The following is a 15,355-nucleotide window of genomic DNA, read 5'->3' as shown; positions in this document are numbered from 1 at the left end:
CACCAAGACCGCAGCCAACCCCGCACCAACACGTTCCATCACCCCGAAAAACTGCTCCGCGACGGAGACGACGACGACGAAACGGAGTAACTCCGTCAACCCAGGGCCAAACCTGGCCGATCACCTGATCGGGGTCTTGTTGAGGTAGTGCACTGTGAGCACCGGTATCAGCACCCGCGCCGTGTAGGACAGCGCCGTCCGCTCATCGAGGGTGTGGGCTGCAGATCGTGGAAGCCGGTGAATTCTGTGCCAAGCCGCTGCATACCAGGACGTTCGACGGCCTTCGACGGCAATACATTACGCGGTGCCCATGATCGGCCCAGAACCCAGCCTGCCGACCTCGATGGATGGCAACTGGTCGTCGGCGGCCGCCACCGCGAAGGGGGTGGCGGCGGTATAGAACGCGTCCTCGGTCATCAGTCCTCGCTGCGCCAGCTCGATGCGGTTCACCTCGGTGCCCCATCGGTTGCCGAAAAGGCGTTTGAGTTGCCCGGGATCCGGGCGGCGCACGTTCAAATGCGGCTTCTGCCTGGCTAATTCGTCCCGCTGCGCGAGGGCGCGGGCGACCATGGCGCGCCATTCGGGCAGCCGAGGGTCTGCCCGCAGCAGTTCGAGGAAGTGCTGGACCGCGGGGAGCGACCGGGCGAAAAAGAGGGTGCGGGTGGTCAGGCGCGCCGAGACCGCAATCGGATTGTCGCGCAGGCTCTCGTTCTCCTCGGCGGTGAGCCAGTGTGCCCTGACGTGCTCGGGAAAGCCGGACTCGTCGATGATGCCGGTGGCCTGTGCATAGCGGTGGGCGACGGTCTCTAGCGAGCGCTCATAGCTGTCGGCCGCTACCTCGGCGGCGGCCCGCGCCGCCCGCTCGCACACCGTGCCGCCCTGGTCGGGGTGCGTCAAACTCCAGTGCCAGGCGGCCACCTGCTCCAGCGCCGGGACGTATGCCCATCGATCGCTGGCGCACACGCTCAGCAACGAAAGGACGTCAACGTCACCGACGTCGACGGCCGACTGGGCTCCGCTGTCGGTGGTGACGGGAACGGGTGTCGCAGGTGCCCACCGCTGTCGCCAGCGCTCCGACCATATCGTCGGAGGTGGGCCGGGCCGCACGGCGCCACCGCGCTTGCCCCGGACCACCTCGCGCAGGGCCAGAACCGCGTCGATGTGTTTGATGTCGACCCGCAGCGACTTCAATTGTGTCGTCAGGCTGCGGATTTCGGGAGCGCCGACAGCTTCGAGCAATCGATTCCAAGTGCGCTGGGTAAACGGGGTGCTGCGCGCGGTTTCGATCAACTGGTCAGCCAAAGTTGCTGATATCAAATCGGATTCGACAGCCCGCGCAACGGTATGGCGAATGTTGACCAGGGCATCGACAAATACCGGATAACCGTCGTCGGGGTCGCCGTGCACCATCCCGACTTCGTCGTCGGCCTCGAGCAGCCCGTCGCGGTAGCCCTCGAAGACCCAGCCGTAGCCCTCCATGCCGAACGGGTGCAGCTCTGCGGCGCGCAACGCTCCCATGCTCGACGAACCGACCACCCGCACCCCGCCGTCGATGAGGGTCAGCAGTTCCTTGTGCCGCACCGACGCCTGCTGGTAGAAGAGCCCGTCGACGATGAGCAGGGTGTCGCCGGGTCGCAACCCGTATCCGAGAGCCTGACCGAACGCGATCGGCGTCACCACTTCGGCATTGGGCACCACGGCATGAATATCGTCGGCGCCGATCGTTGGTCCCGCGGTCACGACGACCCGGCCGTGAGTTGTCATCCGTGCTCCTGTAACGGGGTTCGCAGCGGCGAATGTATGGAAGCCGACAGTCCGGGGGCGACGACCTTGACCACGGGCACGCAGGCGTCGTCGAAGTCGCAGACGACCGCGAGGGGCTCGACGCCCGACCGGACGGTCACGGCGGTCGCCGCCGCGGCGAGCAGCTCGGTCAGCGAGTTGCTGTAGTCGATGTGCCACGGCGTGGCGGGCGCGGCGGGCATCGGCTGCATCGATCGACGAGCCGGTGCATACGTGTGCACCCGGGCGAACCTGTGGTAAATCGCCGAAGGGAGATCTTCGCGAGCCCCGCTGATGGCCGTCAGGCGCGATTGCGCGGCCTCGGTGATCGCCCGGGACAGCGCCACGTTGGGGTCGTGGTGAAGTCCGCTGCCGCTGAAGGGAATCTCGGCCATGGGCGAGGTGATCTCGGCGGCAAAGCAGTAAAACCCGTCCCAGGTGTCGATCCGGGCAACTTGCAGTTCGCTTCCGGCGCGGTGAATCATCTCGACCAGTTCGGCGCACTCCGAGCGGGCGACGTCGTCCAGCGCTACCTCGAACAAGGTCGATCCCGGCGCGGCCGCGGCCATGCCATGGCGCTCCATGATCTCGTAGAGCCCGTGCAGGGTGGCTTCGTGGTAACTGTTGCCGGAGGCCAATCCCGTGGTGTCCATCCCGAACATCGGCGGTCCCCAGGAGTCGCTGACCGCCACGTTGACGACGGTGGCCAGCCACGGCACCAAGGTTCGGCGGCCGGTCAGCAATGTCGTCGCGACCATCCAGTCGAGTTTGGCGCCGGGATGGTAGAAGCTTCCGGCGGGCCGGTTGAGCTCGGCCGGGTCATAGGTCAGTTCCCGGACGAGATCGGTTGTGCTCCTGGATAAAAGGTCGGGAGTGATGCTCTCCACGTGCCAGTTTTCCAGCGATTCCATGACGGCCGAGACCTGGGCGGCGCGGTAGGTGGTGGCCTTGCCCTGACTGACCGACAGCGTCAGTGAGGCGGGCCGCACGGCCTGGACGGTGGGAATTCCGAGATCGTCCAGCCAGGTCAGGTCGGCGACGCGGGTGATCCCGGCCTGTTCCAGCACAGGCTGAACCGCCTGCCAGGTTTGATCGGGCGAGATGATCCGGTGAGTGCCCGCCCGATATCCGATTGTGGTGGGGTCGGCGTGACCCAGCACGCGTGGCGGCCAATGTGACCAGTCGGGGCCGGCGTTCATCAGTTGCTGGGTACCGAGCCCGGACAGTTCCGACATGGCTTTTCACGCTACTTAGTTGCCGGGTTTCCGGCGGGACATTGCGACGGGCGCAGAAGAAAATCCCAGCGGGATCTCATCGCGGAGGGGGAGGGGGGCAGCGATGAGACCCCGCTGGGCGGGTGATTCGGCGGGGATCCCAGACTTGGGGGGTGGGAGGCGATGGGACCCCCGCCGAAGTTCTAGTGGTTGGCGGCCTCGGTCTCGCAGTACAGGAGTTCGTGGAACATCTGGGAGAACCCCTCACTTCCTTGGCCTCAGAGCGGGTTCGTGATGTTTCGGTTCCCGCTTCGAGACCAATCTTCCGAGGCTTTGCAGCCCGCTGCTATCCCACAACTGGCTAATAACCGGGGGAAAATTCGTGTCCCCCAGTGGCAGGGTCCGCGTGTCCCCCGATCGGGGGACAAGGCGCCCGGCACGCCAGGGCCCGTGAAATCGCCGTCACTAGGCGTTCGTGGCTAGGCAGGTCGGCTGCGAAACGGGTTAGTGGGCAAACTTTTACCGCACCGTGTTGTGAATGTGACCGCCGCCCAGCAGTGTATTCAGCGATTTGTGTGGCACGTGTCCAAGAACCGACAGATGAGAAGGCGGAGATGACGGCATCGGTGATGACCCTTCGACTCTTGGCCTTGGCTGCCGGGGTGCTTGGTATGTCCGCGACCATGGCGGCCCCCACGCACGCCGACATGATGGGTAATGCCTTCCTGACGGCCTTGAACAACGCCGGCATCTCATATGGACAGCCGGCGGCGGCGATGGCGATCGGCCGCTCGGTGTGTCCGATGGCAGTCCAGCCGGACGGGACGTTCGATTCCGTCGTCGCCAGGATGGCCGAAGACAACGGGATGTCTCATGACGCGGCAGCTGCGTTCACCATTGTCGCTATCGCGACGTATTGCCCGGCGGTGCTCTACCCGCTGTTGCCCAATCGGCTACAGGCCTAGGCCTGGCATGGACCGACTGTAGACCGATTGTGAAGACCGATTGTGAGCTGATCGGATGTGCCCGTAACCTCTAGCAAGTGGTCGACGACAGGCATGACCGCAGCGGCGAGCGACGGCCGCGACCGGCATCGGATGGTGTGCCGCGGCGTGGCCCACAGCGAAAGCGTGACGTTGCCTGGTCGGGTCCGGGCCGGGCTCGCCCGGTTCAACCGCGGTCGGCACCTCCCGAGGCAACCCGCGAGTCCCGGGACGGGCCGGCCATTCCGCCGGGAGTGGACGCCAAGCAACTGGCGCCGGAGATCCGGCGCGAGCTGAGCACCTTGGACCGGGCCACCGCCGATGCGGTGGCGCGGCACCTGGTGGCCGCCGGGGAGCTGCTCGACGAGGATCCCGAAGCCGCCCTGAGCCACGCGCGTGCCGCCCGGGCGCGCTCCGGCAGGATCGCCGTCGTTCGCGAGGCCGTCGGGATCGCCGCCTACCGCTGCGGTGACTGGGCTCAGGCGCTGGCCGAATTGCGTGCGGCGCGGCGGATGGGCAGCCGGTCCCCGCTGCTGGCCCTGATCGCCGATTGCGAACGCGGTCTCGGCCGCCCGCTGCGGGCCATCGAACTTGCGCGGGGACCCGAGGCGGCCCAGCTCAGCGGCGACGACGCCGACGAGCTGCGTATTGTCGCCGCCGGCGCGCGCGCCGATCTCGGGCAGCTGGAGCAGGCATTGACCGTGTTGTCGACGCCCCAGCTCGATCCGGCCCGGACCGGCTCGACGGCGGCGCGGCTGTTTTACGCCTATGCCGAGACGCTGTTGGCGCTCGGACGTCGCGACGAGGCGCTGCGCTGGTTCTTACGCGCGGCGGAAGCGGACCTCGAAGGCGTCACCGACGCCGAAGACCGGGTCGCCGAGCTGGGTTGAGCATCAGGTGAAAAGTCTTGCGCAGCAGTATGATTGCCTGCTGATCGACCTGGACGGGACGGTATTTCGCGGCCGGCGGGCCACCGAAGGCGCGGTCCAATCGTTGGCGGAGGTGACCAGCCGCAAACTGTTTGTCACCAACAATGCGTCGCGCAGCGCCGACGAGGTCGCGGCGCATCTGCGTGAGCTTGGTTTCGATGCCGCCGGCACCGACGTCGTCACCAGCGCGCAGAGCGCCGCGCGGGTGCTGGCCGGAAAGCTCCCGACGGGTTCAGCGGTGCTGATCGTGGGCACCGACGCACTGGCCGCCGAGGTCGCGGCGGTGGGGCTGCGTCCGGTGCGTCGCTGGGACGACGGACCGGTTGCCGTGGTTCAGGGCCTCTCGATGACCACCGGCTGGCCGGAGCTTGCCGAGGCCGCACTGGCCATTCGCGCCGGCGCGCTGTGGGTGGCGGCCAACGTCGACCCCACCTTGCCCACCGAGCGCGGCCTGCTGCCGGGCAACGGATCACTGGTGGCGGCGCTGCGAACGGCCACCGCTGCCGAGCCGCAAGTGGCCGGCAAGCCGGGTCCGCAATTGATGGCCGACGCCGTAGTCCGCGCCGATTGCCACGCGCCGCTGGTGATCGGCGACCGGCTCGACACCGACATCGAAGGCGCGCACGCCGCCGGGCTGCCGAGCCTGATGGTGCTCAGTGGGGTCAACAGCGCGCGAGACGCGGTGTTCGCGCAACCTCGGCAGCGGCCCACCTACCTCGGCCACGATCTGCGCTGCCTGCACCAGGATGGCGAGCTGCTGGCGATAGGGTCACAGCCGGGCTGGCGGGTCGACGTGGCCGACACGACGGTGACGGTTAGCGCCACCGGCGACCCGGCCGGGGACGACCTGTCGGTGGTACGTGCCGTCGCGCGCGCGGTCTGGGACGCGCATCTGGACGGACGGCCAGTCAGCATCGGGGCCGGCGATGAGGCGGCCCGTGACGCATTGCGCCGCTGGTCCCTGGAGCACGGCGACTAGGCGGCAACTAGCGTAGGGAGTCCAATGACTATTGATCCTGATCAGATTCGCTTGGAAATCGAAGCCCTGGTAGCCCAGCTGCCCGACGTCGCCGACGCCGAGAACGGGCCGTCCCTTGCCGAGCTCGAGGACATCGCGCGCCGTCTGTCGGAGGCCCACGACGTGTTGCTGCGGGCGCTGGAGTCAGCGGAGAAGGGCTGAGGGCAACGGTGGCACGGCGTGCCCGCGTTGACGTCGAGCTGGTACGGCGCGGCCTTGCCCGGTCTCGTCACCAGGCCGCGGAATTGATCGAAGCCGGCAAGGTGCGCATCGACGGCCTGCCGGTGGTCAAGCCGGCCACCGCCGTGGCCGTCAGCGCGGCGTTGACCGTCGCGGCGGACGGCACCCGCGGCTGGGTGTCGCGGGGAGCTCACAAACTCATCGGTGCGCTGGACGCCTTCGCGCTTCCCGTTCAAGGCCGGCGCTGCCTGGATGCGGGCGCATCGACCGGCGGGTTCACCGAGGTGCTGCTGGACCGCGGTGCCGCCGAAGTGGTTGCCGTCGATGTCGGCTACGGCCAGCTGGCCTGGTCGCTGCGCAGCGATCCGCGAGTGGTGGTCCTCGAGCGGACCAACGTGCGTGACTTGTCGCCCGGGGCGATCGGCGGGCCCGTCGACCTCGTCGTGGCTGACCTCTCGTTCATCTCGCTGGGCACGGTGTTGCCGGCGCTGATTGAGTGTGCGTCGCCGGGCGCAGATATCGTTCCCATGGTGAAGCCACAGTTCGAGGTGGGGAAGGGGCAGGTCGGTCCCGGCGGGGTGGTTTCGGACCCACAGTTGCGGGCGGACGCGGTGCTGGCTGTCTCGCGGCGTGCGGACGAGCTGGGTTGGCACACCGTAGGTGTCGCAGCCAGCCCGCTTCCGGGCCCGTCGGGCAACGTCGAATACTTCCTGTGGTTGCGAGCACAGACCGATAGGTGGTTGGTGGGCGACGAACTGGTGGACGCGGTGCGGCGGGCGATGAGCATGGGTCCGCAGTGACTTCCCAGCAGAGCACCGAACGCACCGTTCTGCTGGTGGTCCACACCGGGCGCGACGAGGCGACCGAAACCGCGCGCCGCGTCGAAAAAGTGTTGGGCGACAACAATATTGGGCTTCGGGTACTGTCCGCCGAGGCGGTCAACCGCGGATCGCTGCGGCTGGCTCCCGACGACATGCGAGCCCGGGGTGTGCAGATCGAGGTGGTCAATGCCGACCCGCACGCTGCCGATGGCTGCGAGTTGGTGCTGGTTCTCGGCGGTGACGGCACCTTCCTGCGGGCAGCCGAGCTGGCCCGCAAAGCCAGCATTCCGGTGTTGGGCGTCAACCTGGGCCGGATCGGATTCCTGGCCGAAGCCGAGGCCGAGGCTATCGACCTAGTGCTCGAGCACGTGGTGGCACGGGACTACCGGGTGGAAGATCGGTTGACTCTCGATGTCGCGGTGCGCCACGGTGGCCGCATCATCGACCAGGGCTGGGCGCTCAACGAGGCGAGCCTGGAGAAGGGGCCCCGGCTCGGCGTGCTGGGGGTGGTCATCGAAATCGACGGCCGTCCGGTGTCGGCGTTCGGCTGCGACGGGGTGCTGGTGTCGACGCCGACCGGGTCCACCGCCTATGCGTTCTCGGCGGGCGGCCCGGTGTTGTGGCCGGATCTCGAGGCGATCTTGGTGGTGCCCAACAACGCTCACGCGTTGTTCGGCCGGCCGATGGTCACCAGCCCGGATGCCAGCATCGCGATCGAGATAGAGGCTGACGGTCACGACGCCCTGGTGTTTTGCGACGGCCGCCGCGAAATGCTGATCCCCGCCGGCGGGCGGCTTGAGGTGACCCGCTGTGACACACCGGTGAGATGGGCCCGGTTGGACAGCGCCCCGTTCACCGACCGTCTGGTGACCAAGTTCCAGTTGCCGGTGACCGGTTGGCGCGGGAAGTAACCGGTGCTCACGGAGATCCGAATCGAGTCGCTGGGCGCCATCAGCACTGCGACGGCCGAGTTCGATCGCGGGCTGACCGTGCTCACCGGTGAGACCGGCACCGGCAAGACGATGGTGGTCACCGGGTTGCAGCTACTCGGCGGTGCGCGGGCCGACCCGAGCCGGGTGCGGTCCGGGGCTGATCGTGCCGTTGTCGAAGGCCGTTTCGTCACAACCGATCTCGATGAGGCCACGGTCGCCAGGCTCGACGCGATGCTGGACACCTCCGGGGCGCAGCGCGACGAGGACGACAGCGTGATCGCACTGCGCTCGGTCAGCGGCAACGGACCCTCGCGCGCCTACCTCGGCGGTCGCAGTGTGCCCGCCAAGTCGCTCAGCGGTTTCACCAACGAGCTGCTGGCCCTGCATGGGCAAAACGACCAGTTGCGGTTGCTGCGACCGGAGGAACAACGTGGCGCGCTGGACCGCTTCGCGGACAGCGGCCCCGCCTGCGAGCGCTATCGCAAGCTGCGCAACGGGTGGCTGTCGGCGCGGCGAGACCTGTCTGACCGGCGTAACCGGGCGCGCGAGCTGGCCCAGGAGGCGGACCGGTTGCAGTTCGCCCTCAACGAGATCCACGCGGTCGACCCGCAGCCGGGCGAGGACGAGGCGCTGGTCGCTGACATCGTGCGGCTCTCCGAGCTGGACACCCTGCGCGAAGCCGCGTCGGTGGCGCGCGCGGCGTTGGCGGGCGCGCCCGACGACACCTTGGCCGTCAACGCGACCGAATGCCTCGGGCGTGCCCGGGCGGCTCTGGAATCGACCGATGATGCCACGCTGCGCGCGCTGGCCGGGCAAATCGGCGAGGCGCTGACGGTGGTCGTCGATGCGGCCGGGGAATTGAGCAACTATGTGGACGAGCTGCCGGCCGATGCCAGCACTCTGGATGCCAAACTGGCCCGCCAAGCCCAATTGCGCACTCTGACGCGCAAGTACGCCGCCGATGTCGACGGAGTGCTGCGGTGGGCGCGGGACTCCCACGACCGGCTGGGCCAACTCGACGTGTCCGAGGAGGGACTGGCGGCGCTGGAACGCCGCGCCGAGCAGCTGGAGCGCGAATTAGCCCAAGCAGCAGTCGATCTGAGCAAGATCCGGCGCAAAGCGGCCAAGAAGTTGGCCACCGAGGTCACGGCGGAGCTGTCGGCTCTGGCGATGGCCGATGCCGAGTTCACCATCGGCGTGACCATCGACCTGGCCGAGCATGACGACCCCGTCGCGTTGACGTTGCCGTCGGGCGAGCCGGCCCGCGCCGGTGCCGATGGCGTCGACCATGTCGAGTTCGGCTTCGCCGCACACCGCGGGATGAGTGTGCTGCCGCTGGCCAAGAGTGCATCCGGTGGTGAGCTGTCCCGGGTGATGCTGGCGCTGGAAGTGGTGCTGGCGACATCGCGGAAACAAGCAGTCGGCACCACGATGGTGTTCGACGAGGTCGACGCCGGGGTCGGCGGCAGGGCGGCCGTGCAGATCGGGCGGCGTCTGGCGAAGCTGGCGCGAACCCACCAGGTGATCGTGGTCACGCACCTGCCCCAGGTGGCTGCCTATGCCGATGTGCATTTGACGGTGCACGGCATCGGACGCGACGGCGCCAGCGGGGTGCGTCGGCTGAACGACGAGGAGCGGGTGGCGGAGCTGGCCAGGATGCTGGCCGGGCTGGGTGAGTCGGACAGCGGCCGCGCCCACGCCCGTGAATTGCTCGACGCCGCGCAGAACGACGAGATCTAGCCCACTGTGTGACAGTTGTGACTCCATATAACTTATGGGGCTGATGTTACGGCGCGCCTCCCGGCTCCGGCCGTGCTTCCCCGACAGAATCGCCCCCATGAAGATGTCCGCCCTGCTGTCTCGTAACACCGCCCGGCCGGGCCTGGTCGGCACCGCCCGCGTCGACCGCAACATCGACCGCCTGCTGCGCCGGGTCTGTCCCGGTGACATCGTGGTCCTCGACATCTTGGATCTGGACCGCATCACCGCGGACGCACTGGTGGAAGCTGACGTCGCCGCCGTCGTCAATGCATCGCCGTCGGTTTCGGGCCGCTACCCCAACCTGGGGCCGGAGGTACTGGTCAACAACGGCGTCACGCTGATAGACGAGACCGGGCCGGAGATCTTCAAGAAGGTCAAAGACGGCTCGAAGATTCGCTTGTACGAAGGCGGCGTGTATTCCGGCGACCGCCGGCTGGTTCGCGGTACCGAGCGCAGTGATCACGATATCGCCGACCTGATGCGGGAGGCCAAGAGCGGGCTGGCCGCACACCTGGAGGCGTTCGCCGGCAACACGATCGAGTTCATCAAGAGCGAGAGCCCGCTGCTGATCGACGGAATCGGCATCCCCGACGTCGACGTCGACATGCGCCGCCGGCACGTGGTGATCGTCGGCGAAGAGCCAAGGGCCGCCGACGACGTGAAGGCGCTCAAACCGTTCATCAAGGAATACCAGCCGGTGCTGGTGGGTGTCGGCACCGGCGCGGACGTGTTGCGCAAGGCCGGGTACCGTCCGCAGCTGATCGTCGGCGATCCCGACCAGATCAGCACCGAGGTGCTCAAGTGCGGCGCCCAGGTGGTCTTGCCCGCCGACGCCGACGGCCACGCGCCCGGGCTGGAGCGCATCCAGGATCTCGGTGTCGGGGCGATGACGTTCCCGGCCGCCGGCTCGGCACTCGACCTGGCGTTGCTGCTTGCCGATCACCACGGCGCCGCGCTGCTGGTCACCGCCGGCCACACCGCCAACATCGAGACCTTCTTCGACCGGACGCGGGCACAAAGCAACCCGTCGACCTTCCTCACCAGGCTGCGGGTAGGGGAGAAGCTGGTGGACGCCAAGGCGGTCGCGACGTTGTACCGCAACCACATTTCGGCTGGAGCCATTGCGCTGTTGGCGTTGACGATGCTGATCGCCATCATCGTCATCTTGTGGGTGTCACGCACCGATGGTGTGGTGCTGCACTGGATCGTCGACTACTGGAACCGCTTCTCGCTCTGGGTGCAGAACCTGGTGACCTGACCCCTTCGAGGACGGTGCCTCCATGATCTCGTTACGCCAACATGCGATTTCGCTGGCTGCCGTCTTCCTCGCGCTGGCGATCGGAGTCGTGCTCGGTTCGGGCTTCTTCTCCGATACGCTGCTGTCCAGCCTGCGTAACGAGAAGCGGGACCTGGCCGCCCAGATCAGCGGACTCAACGACCAGCGCAATGCGCTCAACGAAAAGCTCAGCGCGGCAAATACTTTCGACAACCAGGTGCTCGGGCGGATTGTGCACGACGCGTTGGCCGGCAAGGCGGTGGTGATCTTTCGGACCCCGGATGCCAAAGACGACGACGTCGCCATGGTGTCGAAAATCGTCGGGCAGGCCGGAGGTTCGGTCACCGGAACCGTGTCGTTGACCCAGGAATTCGTCGAAGCCAACTCGGCGGAAAAGCTGCGGTCGGTGGTGAATTCGTCGATCCTGCCCGCCGGCACGCAGCTGAGCACCAAGCTCGTCGACCAGGGTTCGCAGGCCGGTGACCTGCTGGGGATCGCCATGCTGAGCCCCGCCAACCCGGATGTGCCGCCGGTCGACGATGCCCAGCGCGGCACCGTGCTGGCGGCGCTGCGCGAGACCGGCTTCATCACCTATCAGCCCGTCGACCACTTCGCAGGGGCAACCGCCGCCATCGTCATCACCGGCGGGGGTCTGCCCGCTGACGCCGGCAACCAGGGGGCCAGCGTGGCGCGGTTTGCCGCTGCGCTGGCGCCGCACGGCTCCGGCACGGTGCTCGCCGGCCGGGACGGCTCGTCGACCGGCAGCGCGGCGGTCGCGGTCACCCGCGCCGATTCCGGCATGGCGGCCACCGTCAGCACCGTCGACGACGTCGACGCCGCGCCCGGCCGCATCACCGCGATCCTGGCCCTGCACGACCTGATCAATGGCGGTCACCCGGCCCACTACGGCACCGGTCACGGGGCCACCTCGGTGACTGTCCCGCAGTAGTCCCCAGTAGTCCCCCGGGTAGGACCGGTCGGGCGTGTTCGCCGCGAGCCGGCATCGCGGGTGTTAGGGTGGGATTCCGTGGGTCGGCAGGCCCAGCCAGGTCAGGCTAGAACAGCAAGCCCTGCCCGTCTTCACGGAGGTCGCCCAGTTGCGCAAGCATCCGCAAACTGTCACCAAGCACCTCTTCGTCAGCGGCGGGGTCGCATCCTCCCTCGGCAAGGGATTGACGGCCAGTAGCCTCGGCCAGCTGCTGACCGCCCGCGGGTTGCAGGTCACGATGCAGAAGCTCGATCCGTACCTCAACGTCGACCCGGGCACCATGAACCCGTTCCAGCATGGCGAGGTTTTTGTCACCGAGGACGGCGCCGAGACCGATCTCGACGTCGGCCACTACGAACGTTTCCTTGATCGCGACTTGTCCGGCTCGGCGAATGTGACGACCGGGCAAGTATATTCGACGGTGATCGCCAAAGAGCGCCGTGGCGAATACCTCGGTGACACCGTCCAGGTGATCCCGCATATCACCGACGAGATCAAACGTCGCATCATGGCGATGGCCCAACCCAACCCGGACGGACACCGCCCCGATGTCGTCATCACCGAAATCGGCGGCACCGTGGGCGATATCGAGTCACAGCCCTTTCTGGAGGCGGCGCGCCAGGTGCGCCACGACCTGGGCCGGGAGAACGTCTTCTTTCTGCACGTGTCGCTGGTGCCCTACCTGGCCCCGTCGGGTGAGCTCAAGACCAAGCCGACCCAGCACTCAGTGGCCGCACTGCGCAGCATCGGTATCACCCCGGATGCGCTGATCCTGCGCAGCGACCGCAACGTCCCCGAAGCGCTGAAGAACAAGATCGCCCTGATGTGTGACGTCGACATCGACGGCGTGATCTCCACGCCGGATGCGCCCTCGATCTACGACATCCCCAAGGTGTTGCATCGCGAGGAACTGGACGCGTTCGTGGTGCGCCGACTCAACCTGCCGTTCCGCGACGTCGACTGGACCGAATGGGACGACTTGTTGCGCAGGGTGCACGAACCACACGACACAGTTCGAATTGCCTTGGTCGGCAAGTACGTTGAGTTATCTGACGCGTACTTGTCGGTGATCGAGGCGTTGCGCGCCGGTGGGTTCAAGCACCGGGCCAAGGTCGAGATCCTCTGGGTGGGTTCCGACGATTGCCAGACCGACGGCGGTGTCGCGGCGGCGCTGGGCGATGTCCACGGGGTGCTGATCCCGGGCGGGTTCGGCATCCGCGGCATCGAGGGCAAGATCGCTGCCATCTCCTATGCCCGGTCTCGGGGCCTGCCGGTGTTGGGTCTATGTCTGGGCCTGCAGTGCATCGTGATCGAGGCCGCCCGGTCGGTCGGTCTGAGCCAGGCCAATTCAACCGAATTCGAACCCGACACCCCCGATCCGGTCATTTCCACGATGGCCGACCAGCAGCGCATCGTAGCCGGCGAGGAGGATCTGGGCGGCACCATGCGCCTGGGTGCCTACCCCGCGGTGCTCGAACCGGATTCCATTGTGGCGCAAGCGTATCAATCGGAGAAGGTGTCCGAGCGGCACCGGCACCGCTACGAGGTCAACAATGCCTATCGGGATCAGATCGCCCGAAGCGGCCTTCGGTTTTCCGGGACCTCACCCGACGGCCGCTTGGTCGAGTTCGTCGAGTACCCGCGTGACCAGCACCCGTTCCTGGTCGGCACCCAGGCTCACCCCGAGTTGAAGAGCCGGCCCACCCGCCCGCATCCGCTGTTCGTCGCATTCGTCCGAGCGGCCATCGACTACAAGGGGGGAGAGCTGCTGCCGGTCGACATCCCCGAGATGTCCGAGCCCGTGTCGAACGGAAATGAGCGGCGAAGCGAGCATCGAGACGGTGTCGCGCAGCCGCTACCTGAACCCGCCACCCGTGGCTGAGCACGATTTCGAGACGATATCGTCCGAAACCTTGCATACCGGAGCGATTTTCGCGCTGCGCCGGGACCGCGTGCGAATGCCGGGTGACACCACCGCCGTCCGAGAAGTCGTCGAGCATTACGGTGCGGTCGGTGTCGTCGCGGTCGACGACGACGGCAACATCCCGTTGGTCTATCAGTACCGCCACCCGTTCGGCCGGCGGCTGTGGGAGCTGCCGGCCGGATTGCTGGATGCGTCGGGGGAGCCGGCGCATCTCACTGCCGCGCGGGAGCTGCAGGAAGAGGCCGGCTTGCAGGCCGCTAGTTGGCAGGTGCTCGTCGACCTCGACTCCACGCCGGGCTTCAGCGACGAATCGGTGCGGGTCTATCTGGCCACCGGGCTCAGCGAGGCGGAGCAACCCGAGGCGCACCACGAAGAAGCCGACATGACGGTGCAATGGTTTCCGCTGACCGAGGCCGCGCGCAAGGTGTTCACCGGCGAAATCGTCAATGCCATTGCGGTGGCCGGGATTTTGGCCGCTCACGCGGTCATCGGCGGAGTGGCCCAGCCGCGTCCGGTGGACAGCCCCTGGATCGACAAGCCGACGGCCTTCATGGCGCGAAAGACCGCGCGGTGACGGCGCTGACCCTGGACACACAACTGCAGGGCTATCTTGACCATTTGGCGATCGAACGGGGCGTGGCGCCCAACACGTTGAGCTCGTACCGGCGCGACCTGCGCCGCTACACCAAGCACCTCGAAGACCGGGGGATCACCGACCTGGCCGGCGTCGGCGAGGATGACGTCAGCGAGTTTCTGGTGGCACTGCGGCGCGGCGATCCCGAATCCGGGGCGTCGGCACTGTCCGCGGTGTCAGCCGCCCGGGCGCTGATCGCGGTGCGCGGGCTGCATCGGTTCGCCGCCGCCGAAGGCCTGGCCGACCTGGACGTGGCACGCGCGGTGCGCCCGCCGACACCGGGCCGGCGGTTGCCCAAGAGCCTGACCGTCGACCAGGTCCTGGCCCTGCTGGAAGGCGCCGGCGGCGACAACCCGGCCGACGGACCGTTGACCCTGCGCAACCGGGCACTGCTGGAGCTGCTGTATTCCACCGGGTCGCGCATCTCCGAAGCCGTGGGTCTCGACATCGACGACATTGACACCCAAGCCAGGTCGGTGTTGTTGCGCGGCAAGGGCGGTAAGCAACGGCTGGTGCCGGTGGGACGCCCGGCCGTGCACGCGCTGGACGCGTACCTGGTGCGCGGGCGCCCCGACCTGGCCCGCCGGGGCCGCGGCACGGCGGCCATCTTTCTCAACGCCCGCGGCGGCAGGTTGTCACGGCAAAGCGCCTGGCAGGTGCTGCAGGACGCGGCCGAGCGTGCCGGCATCACCTCGGGTGTGTCGCCGCACATGCTGCGGCATTCGTTTGCCACCCACCTGCTCGAGGGCGGCGCCGATGTCCGGGTGGTGCAGGAACTGTTGGGTCATGCCTCGGTGACGACGACGCAGATCTACACGCTGGTCACCGTTCATGCGTTGCGGGAGGTGTGGGCCGGAGCGCACCCGCGGGCGACGTGACGGTCTGACGATGCGCTGCCCGCTGCCCGACCTAG

The 15,355-nt window shown here is 67.5% G+C and carries 14 protein-coding genes; 12 read left to right on the top strand and 2 right to left on the bottom strand.

Annotation, left to right across the window (positions count from 1 at the left end):
• Positions 1–297: 297 nt before the first annotated feature.
• Together AWC07_RS22950 and AWC07_RS22945 are read right to left on the bottom strand one after the other, a co-directional pair.
• Entirely contained in the window at positions 298–1,764 is a 1,467-nt protein-coding gene (locus AWC07_RS22950) for a TfuA-like protein (protein ID WP_036416605.1), read from the bottom strand.
• Positions 1,761–3,017, bottom strand: coding sequence for a YcaO-like family protein (locus tag AWC07_RS22945; protein WP_036416603.1), 1,257 nt, complete (start codon positions 3,015–3,017; stop codon positions 1,761–1,763). The genes AWC07_RS22950 and AWC07_RS22945 overlap by 4 nt, the downstream gene beginning before the upstream one ends.
• 593 nt (positions 3,018–3,610) lie before the next feature.
• Between AWC07_RS22945 and AWC07_RS22940 the strand changes: the two genes are divergently transcribed.
• The 12 genes from AWC07_RS22940 to xerD all read left to right on the top strand — a co-directional run bounded on the left by AWC07_RS22940 (position 3,611) and on the right by xerD (position 15,320).
• Entirely contained in the window at positions 3,611–3,961 is a 351-nt protein-coding gene (locus AWC07_RS22940; RefSeq protein ID WP_036416601.1) for a DUF732 domain-containing protein, read from the top strand.
• Between the two features lie 77 nt (positions 3,962–4,038).
• Entirely contained in the window at positions 4,039–4,869 is an 831-nt protein-coding gene (locus AWC07_RS22935) for a tetratricopeptide repeat protein (RefSeq protein WP_139829838.1), read from the top strand.
• A gap of 7 nt (positions 4,870–4,876) precedes the next feature.
• Positions 4,877–5,887 (top strand): HAD-IIA family hydrolase, encoded by a 1,011-nt coding sequence (locus AWC07_RS22930; protein WP_036416596.1) that lies wholly within the window; start codon positions 4,877–4,879, stop codon positions 5,885–5,887.
• A 24-nt stretch (positions 5,888–5,911) separates the two neighbouring features.
• Positions 5,912–6,088: a hypothetical protein gene (locus AWC07_RS27185; RefSeq protein ID WP_139829837.1), complete on the top strand. Its 177-nt coding sequence runs from the start codon at positions 5,912–5,914 to the stop codon at positions 6,086–6,088.
• Positions 6,089–6,096: 8 nt separating this feature from the next.
• On the top strand, positions 6,097–6,906 hold the full coding sequence (locus tag AWC07_RS22925; protein WP_036416593.1) for a TlyA family RNA methyltransferase: 810 nt from the start codon (positions 6,097–6,099) through the stop codon (positions 6,904–6,906).
• Positions 6,903–7,838, top strand: a complete 936-nt coding sequence (locus AWC07_RS22920) for an NAD kinase (protein ID WP_036416590.1) — start codon at positions 6,903–6,905, stop codon at positions 7,836–7,838. The genes AWC07_RS22925 and AWC07_RS22920 overlap by 4 nt, the downstream gene beginning before the upstream one ends.
• Positions 7,839–7,841: 3 nt before the next feature.
• Entirely contained in the window at positions 7,842–9,599 is a 1,758-nt protein-coding gene (recN, locus tag AWC07_RS22915) for a DNA repair protein RecN (RefSeq protein WP_036416588.1), read from the top strand.
• Between the two features lie 97 nt (positions 9,600–9,696).
• Positions 9,697–10,878 (top strand): putative cytokinetic ring protein SteA, encoded by a 1,182-nt coding sequence (gene steA / locus AWC07_RS22910; protein ID WP_036416585.1) that lies wholly within the window; start codon positions 9,697–9,699, stop codon positions 10,876–10,878.
• A 22-nt stretch (positions 10,879–10,900) separates the two neighbouring features.
• Positions 10,901–11,845: a copper transporter gene (locus tag AWC07_RS22905; protein ID WP_036416583.1), complete on the top strand. Its 945-nt coding sequence runs from the start codon at positions 10,901–10,903 to the stop codon at positions 11,843–11,845.
• Between the two features lie 148 nt (positions 11,846–11,993).
• Positions 11,994–13,766, top strand: a complete 1,773-nt coding sequence (locus AWC07_RS22900; RefSeq protein WP_036416581.1) for a CTP synthase — start codon at positions 11,994–11,996, stop codon at positions 13,764–13,766.
• Positions 13,759–14,382, top strand: coding sequence for an NUDIX domain-containing protein (locus AWC07_RS22895; protein ID WP_036418607.1), 624 nt, complete (start codon positions 13,759–13,761; stop codon positions 14,380–14,382). Before AWC07_RS22900 ends, AWC07_RS22895 begins: the two co-directional genes overlap by 8 nt.
• Entirely contained in the window at positions 14,379–15,320 is a 942-nt protein-coding gene (gene xerD / locus AWC07_RS22890; protein ID WP_036418597.1) for a site-specific tyrosine recombinase XerD, read from the top strand. Before AWC07_RS22895 ends, xerD begins: the two co-directional genes overlap by 4 nt.
• Positions 15,321–15,355 lie beyond the last annotated feature (35 nt).

The organism is Mycobacterium gastri (assembly GCF_002102175.1).
GTDB classification, from domain to species: Bacteria; Actinomycetota; Actinomycetes; order Mycobacteriales; family Mycobacteriaceae; genus Mycobacterium; species Mycobacterium gastri.
Note: the sequence above shows the minus strand (reverse complement) of the source record. Positions and strands in the feature narration are given on the sequence as shown.

Excerpts from the sequence above, each read along its gene's own strand:
- AWC07_RS22950 (WP_036416605.1), bottom strand. The coding sequence starts at position 1,764 with ATGACAACTCACGGCCGGGTCGTCGTGACCGCGGGACCAACGATCGGC.
- AWC07_RS22945 (WP_036416603.1), bottom strand. The coding sequence starts at position 3,017 with ATGTCGGAACTGTCCGGGCTCGGTACCCAGCAACTGATGAACGCCGGC.
- AWC07_RS22940 (WP_036416601.1), top strand. The coding sequence starts at position 3,611 with ATGACGGCATCGGTGATGACCCTTCGACTCTTGGCCTTGGCTGCCGGG.
- AWC07_RS27185 (WP_139829837.1), top strand. The coding sequence starts at position 5,912 with ATGACTATTGATCCTGATCAGATTCGCTTGGAAATCGAAGCCCTGGTA.
- steA (WP_036416585.1), top strand. The coding sequence starts at position 9,697 with ATGAAGATGTCCGCCCTGCTGTCTCGTAACACCGCCCGGCCGGGCCTG.
- AWC07_RS22905 (WP_036416583.1), top strand. The coding sequence starts at position 10,901 with ATGATCTCGTTACGCCAACATGCGATTTCGCTGGCTGCCGTCTTCCTC.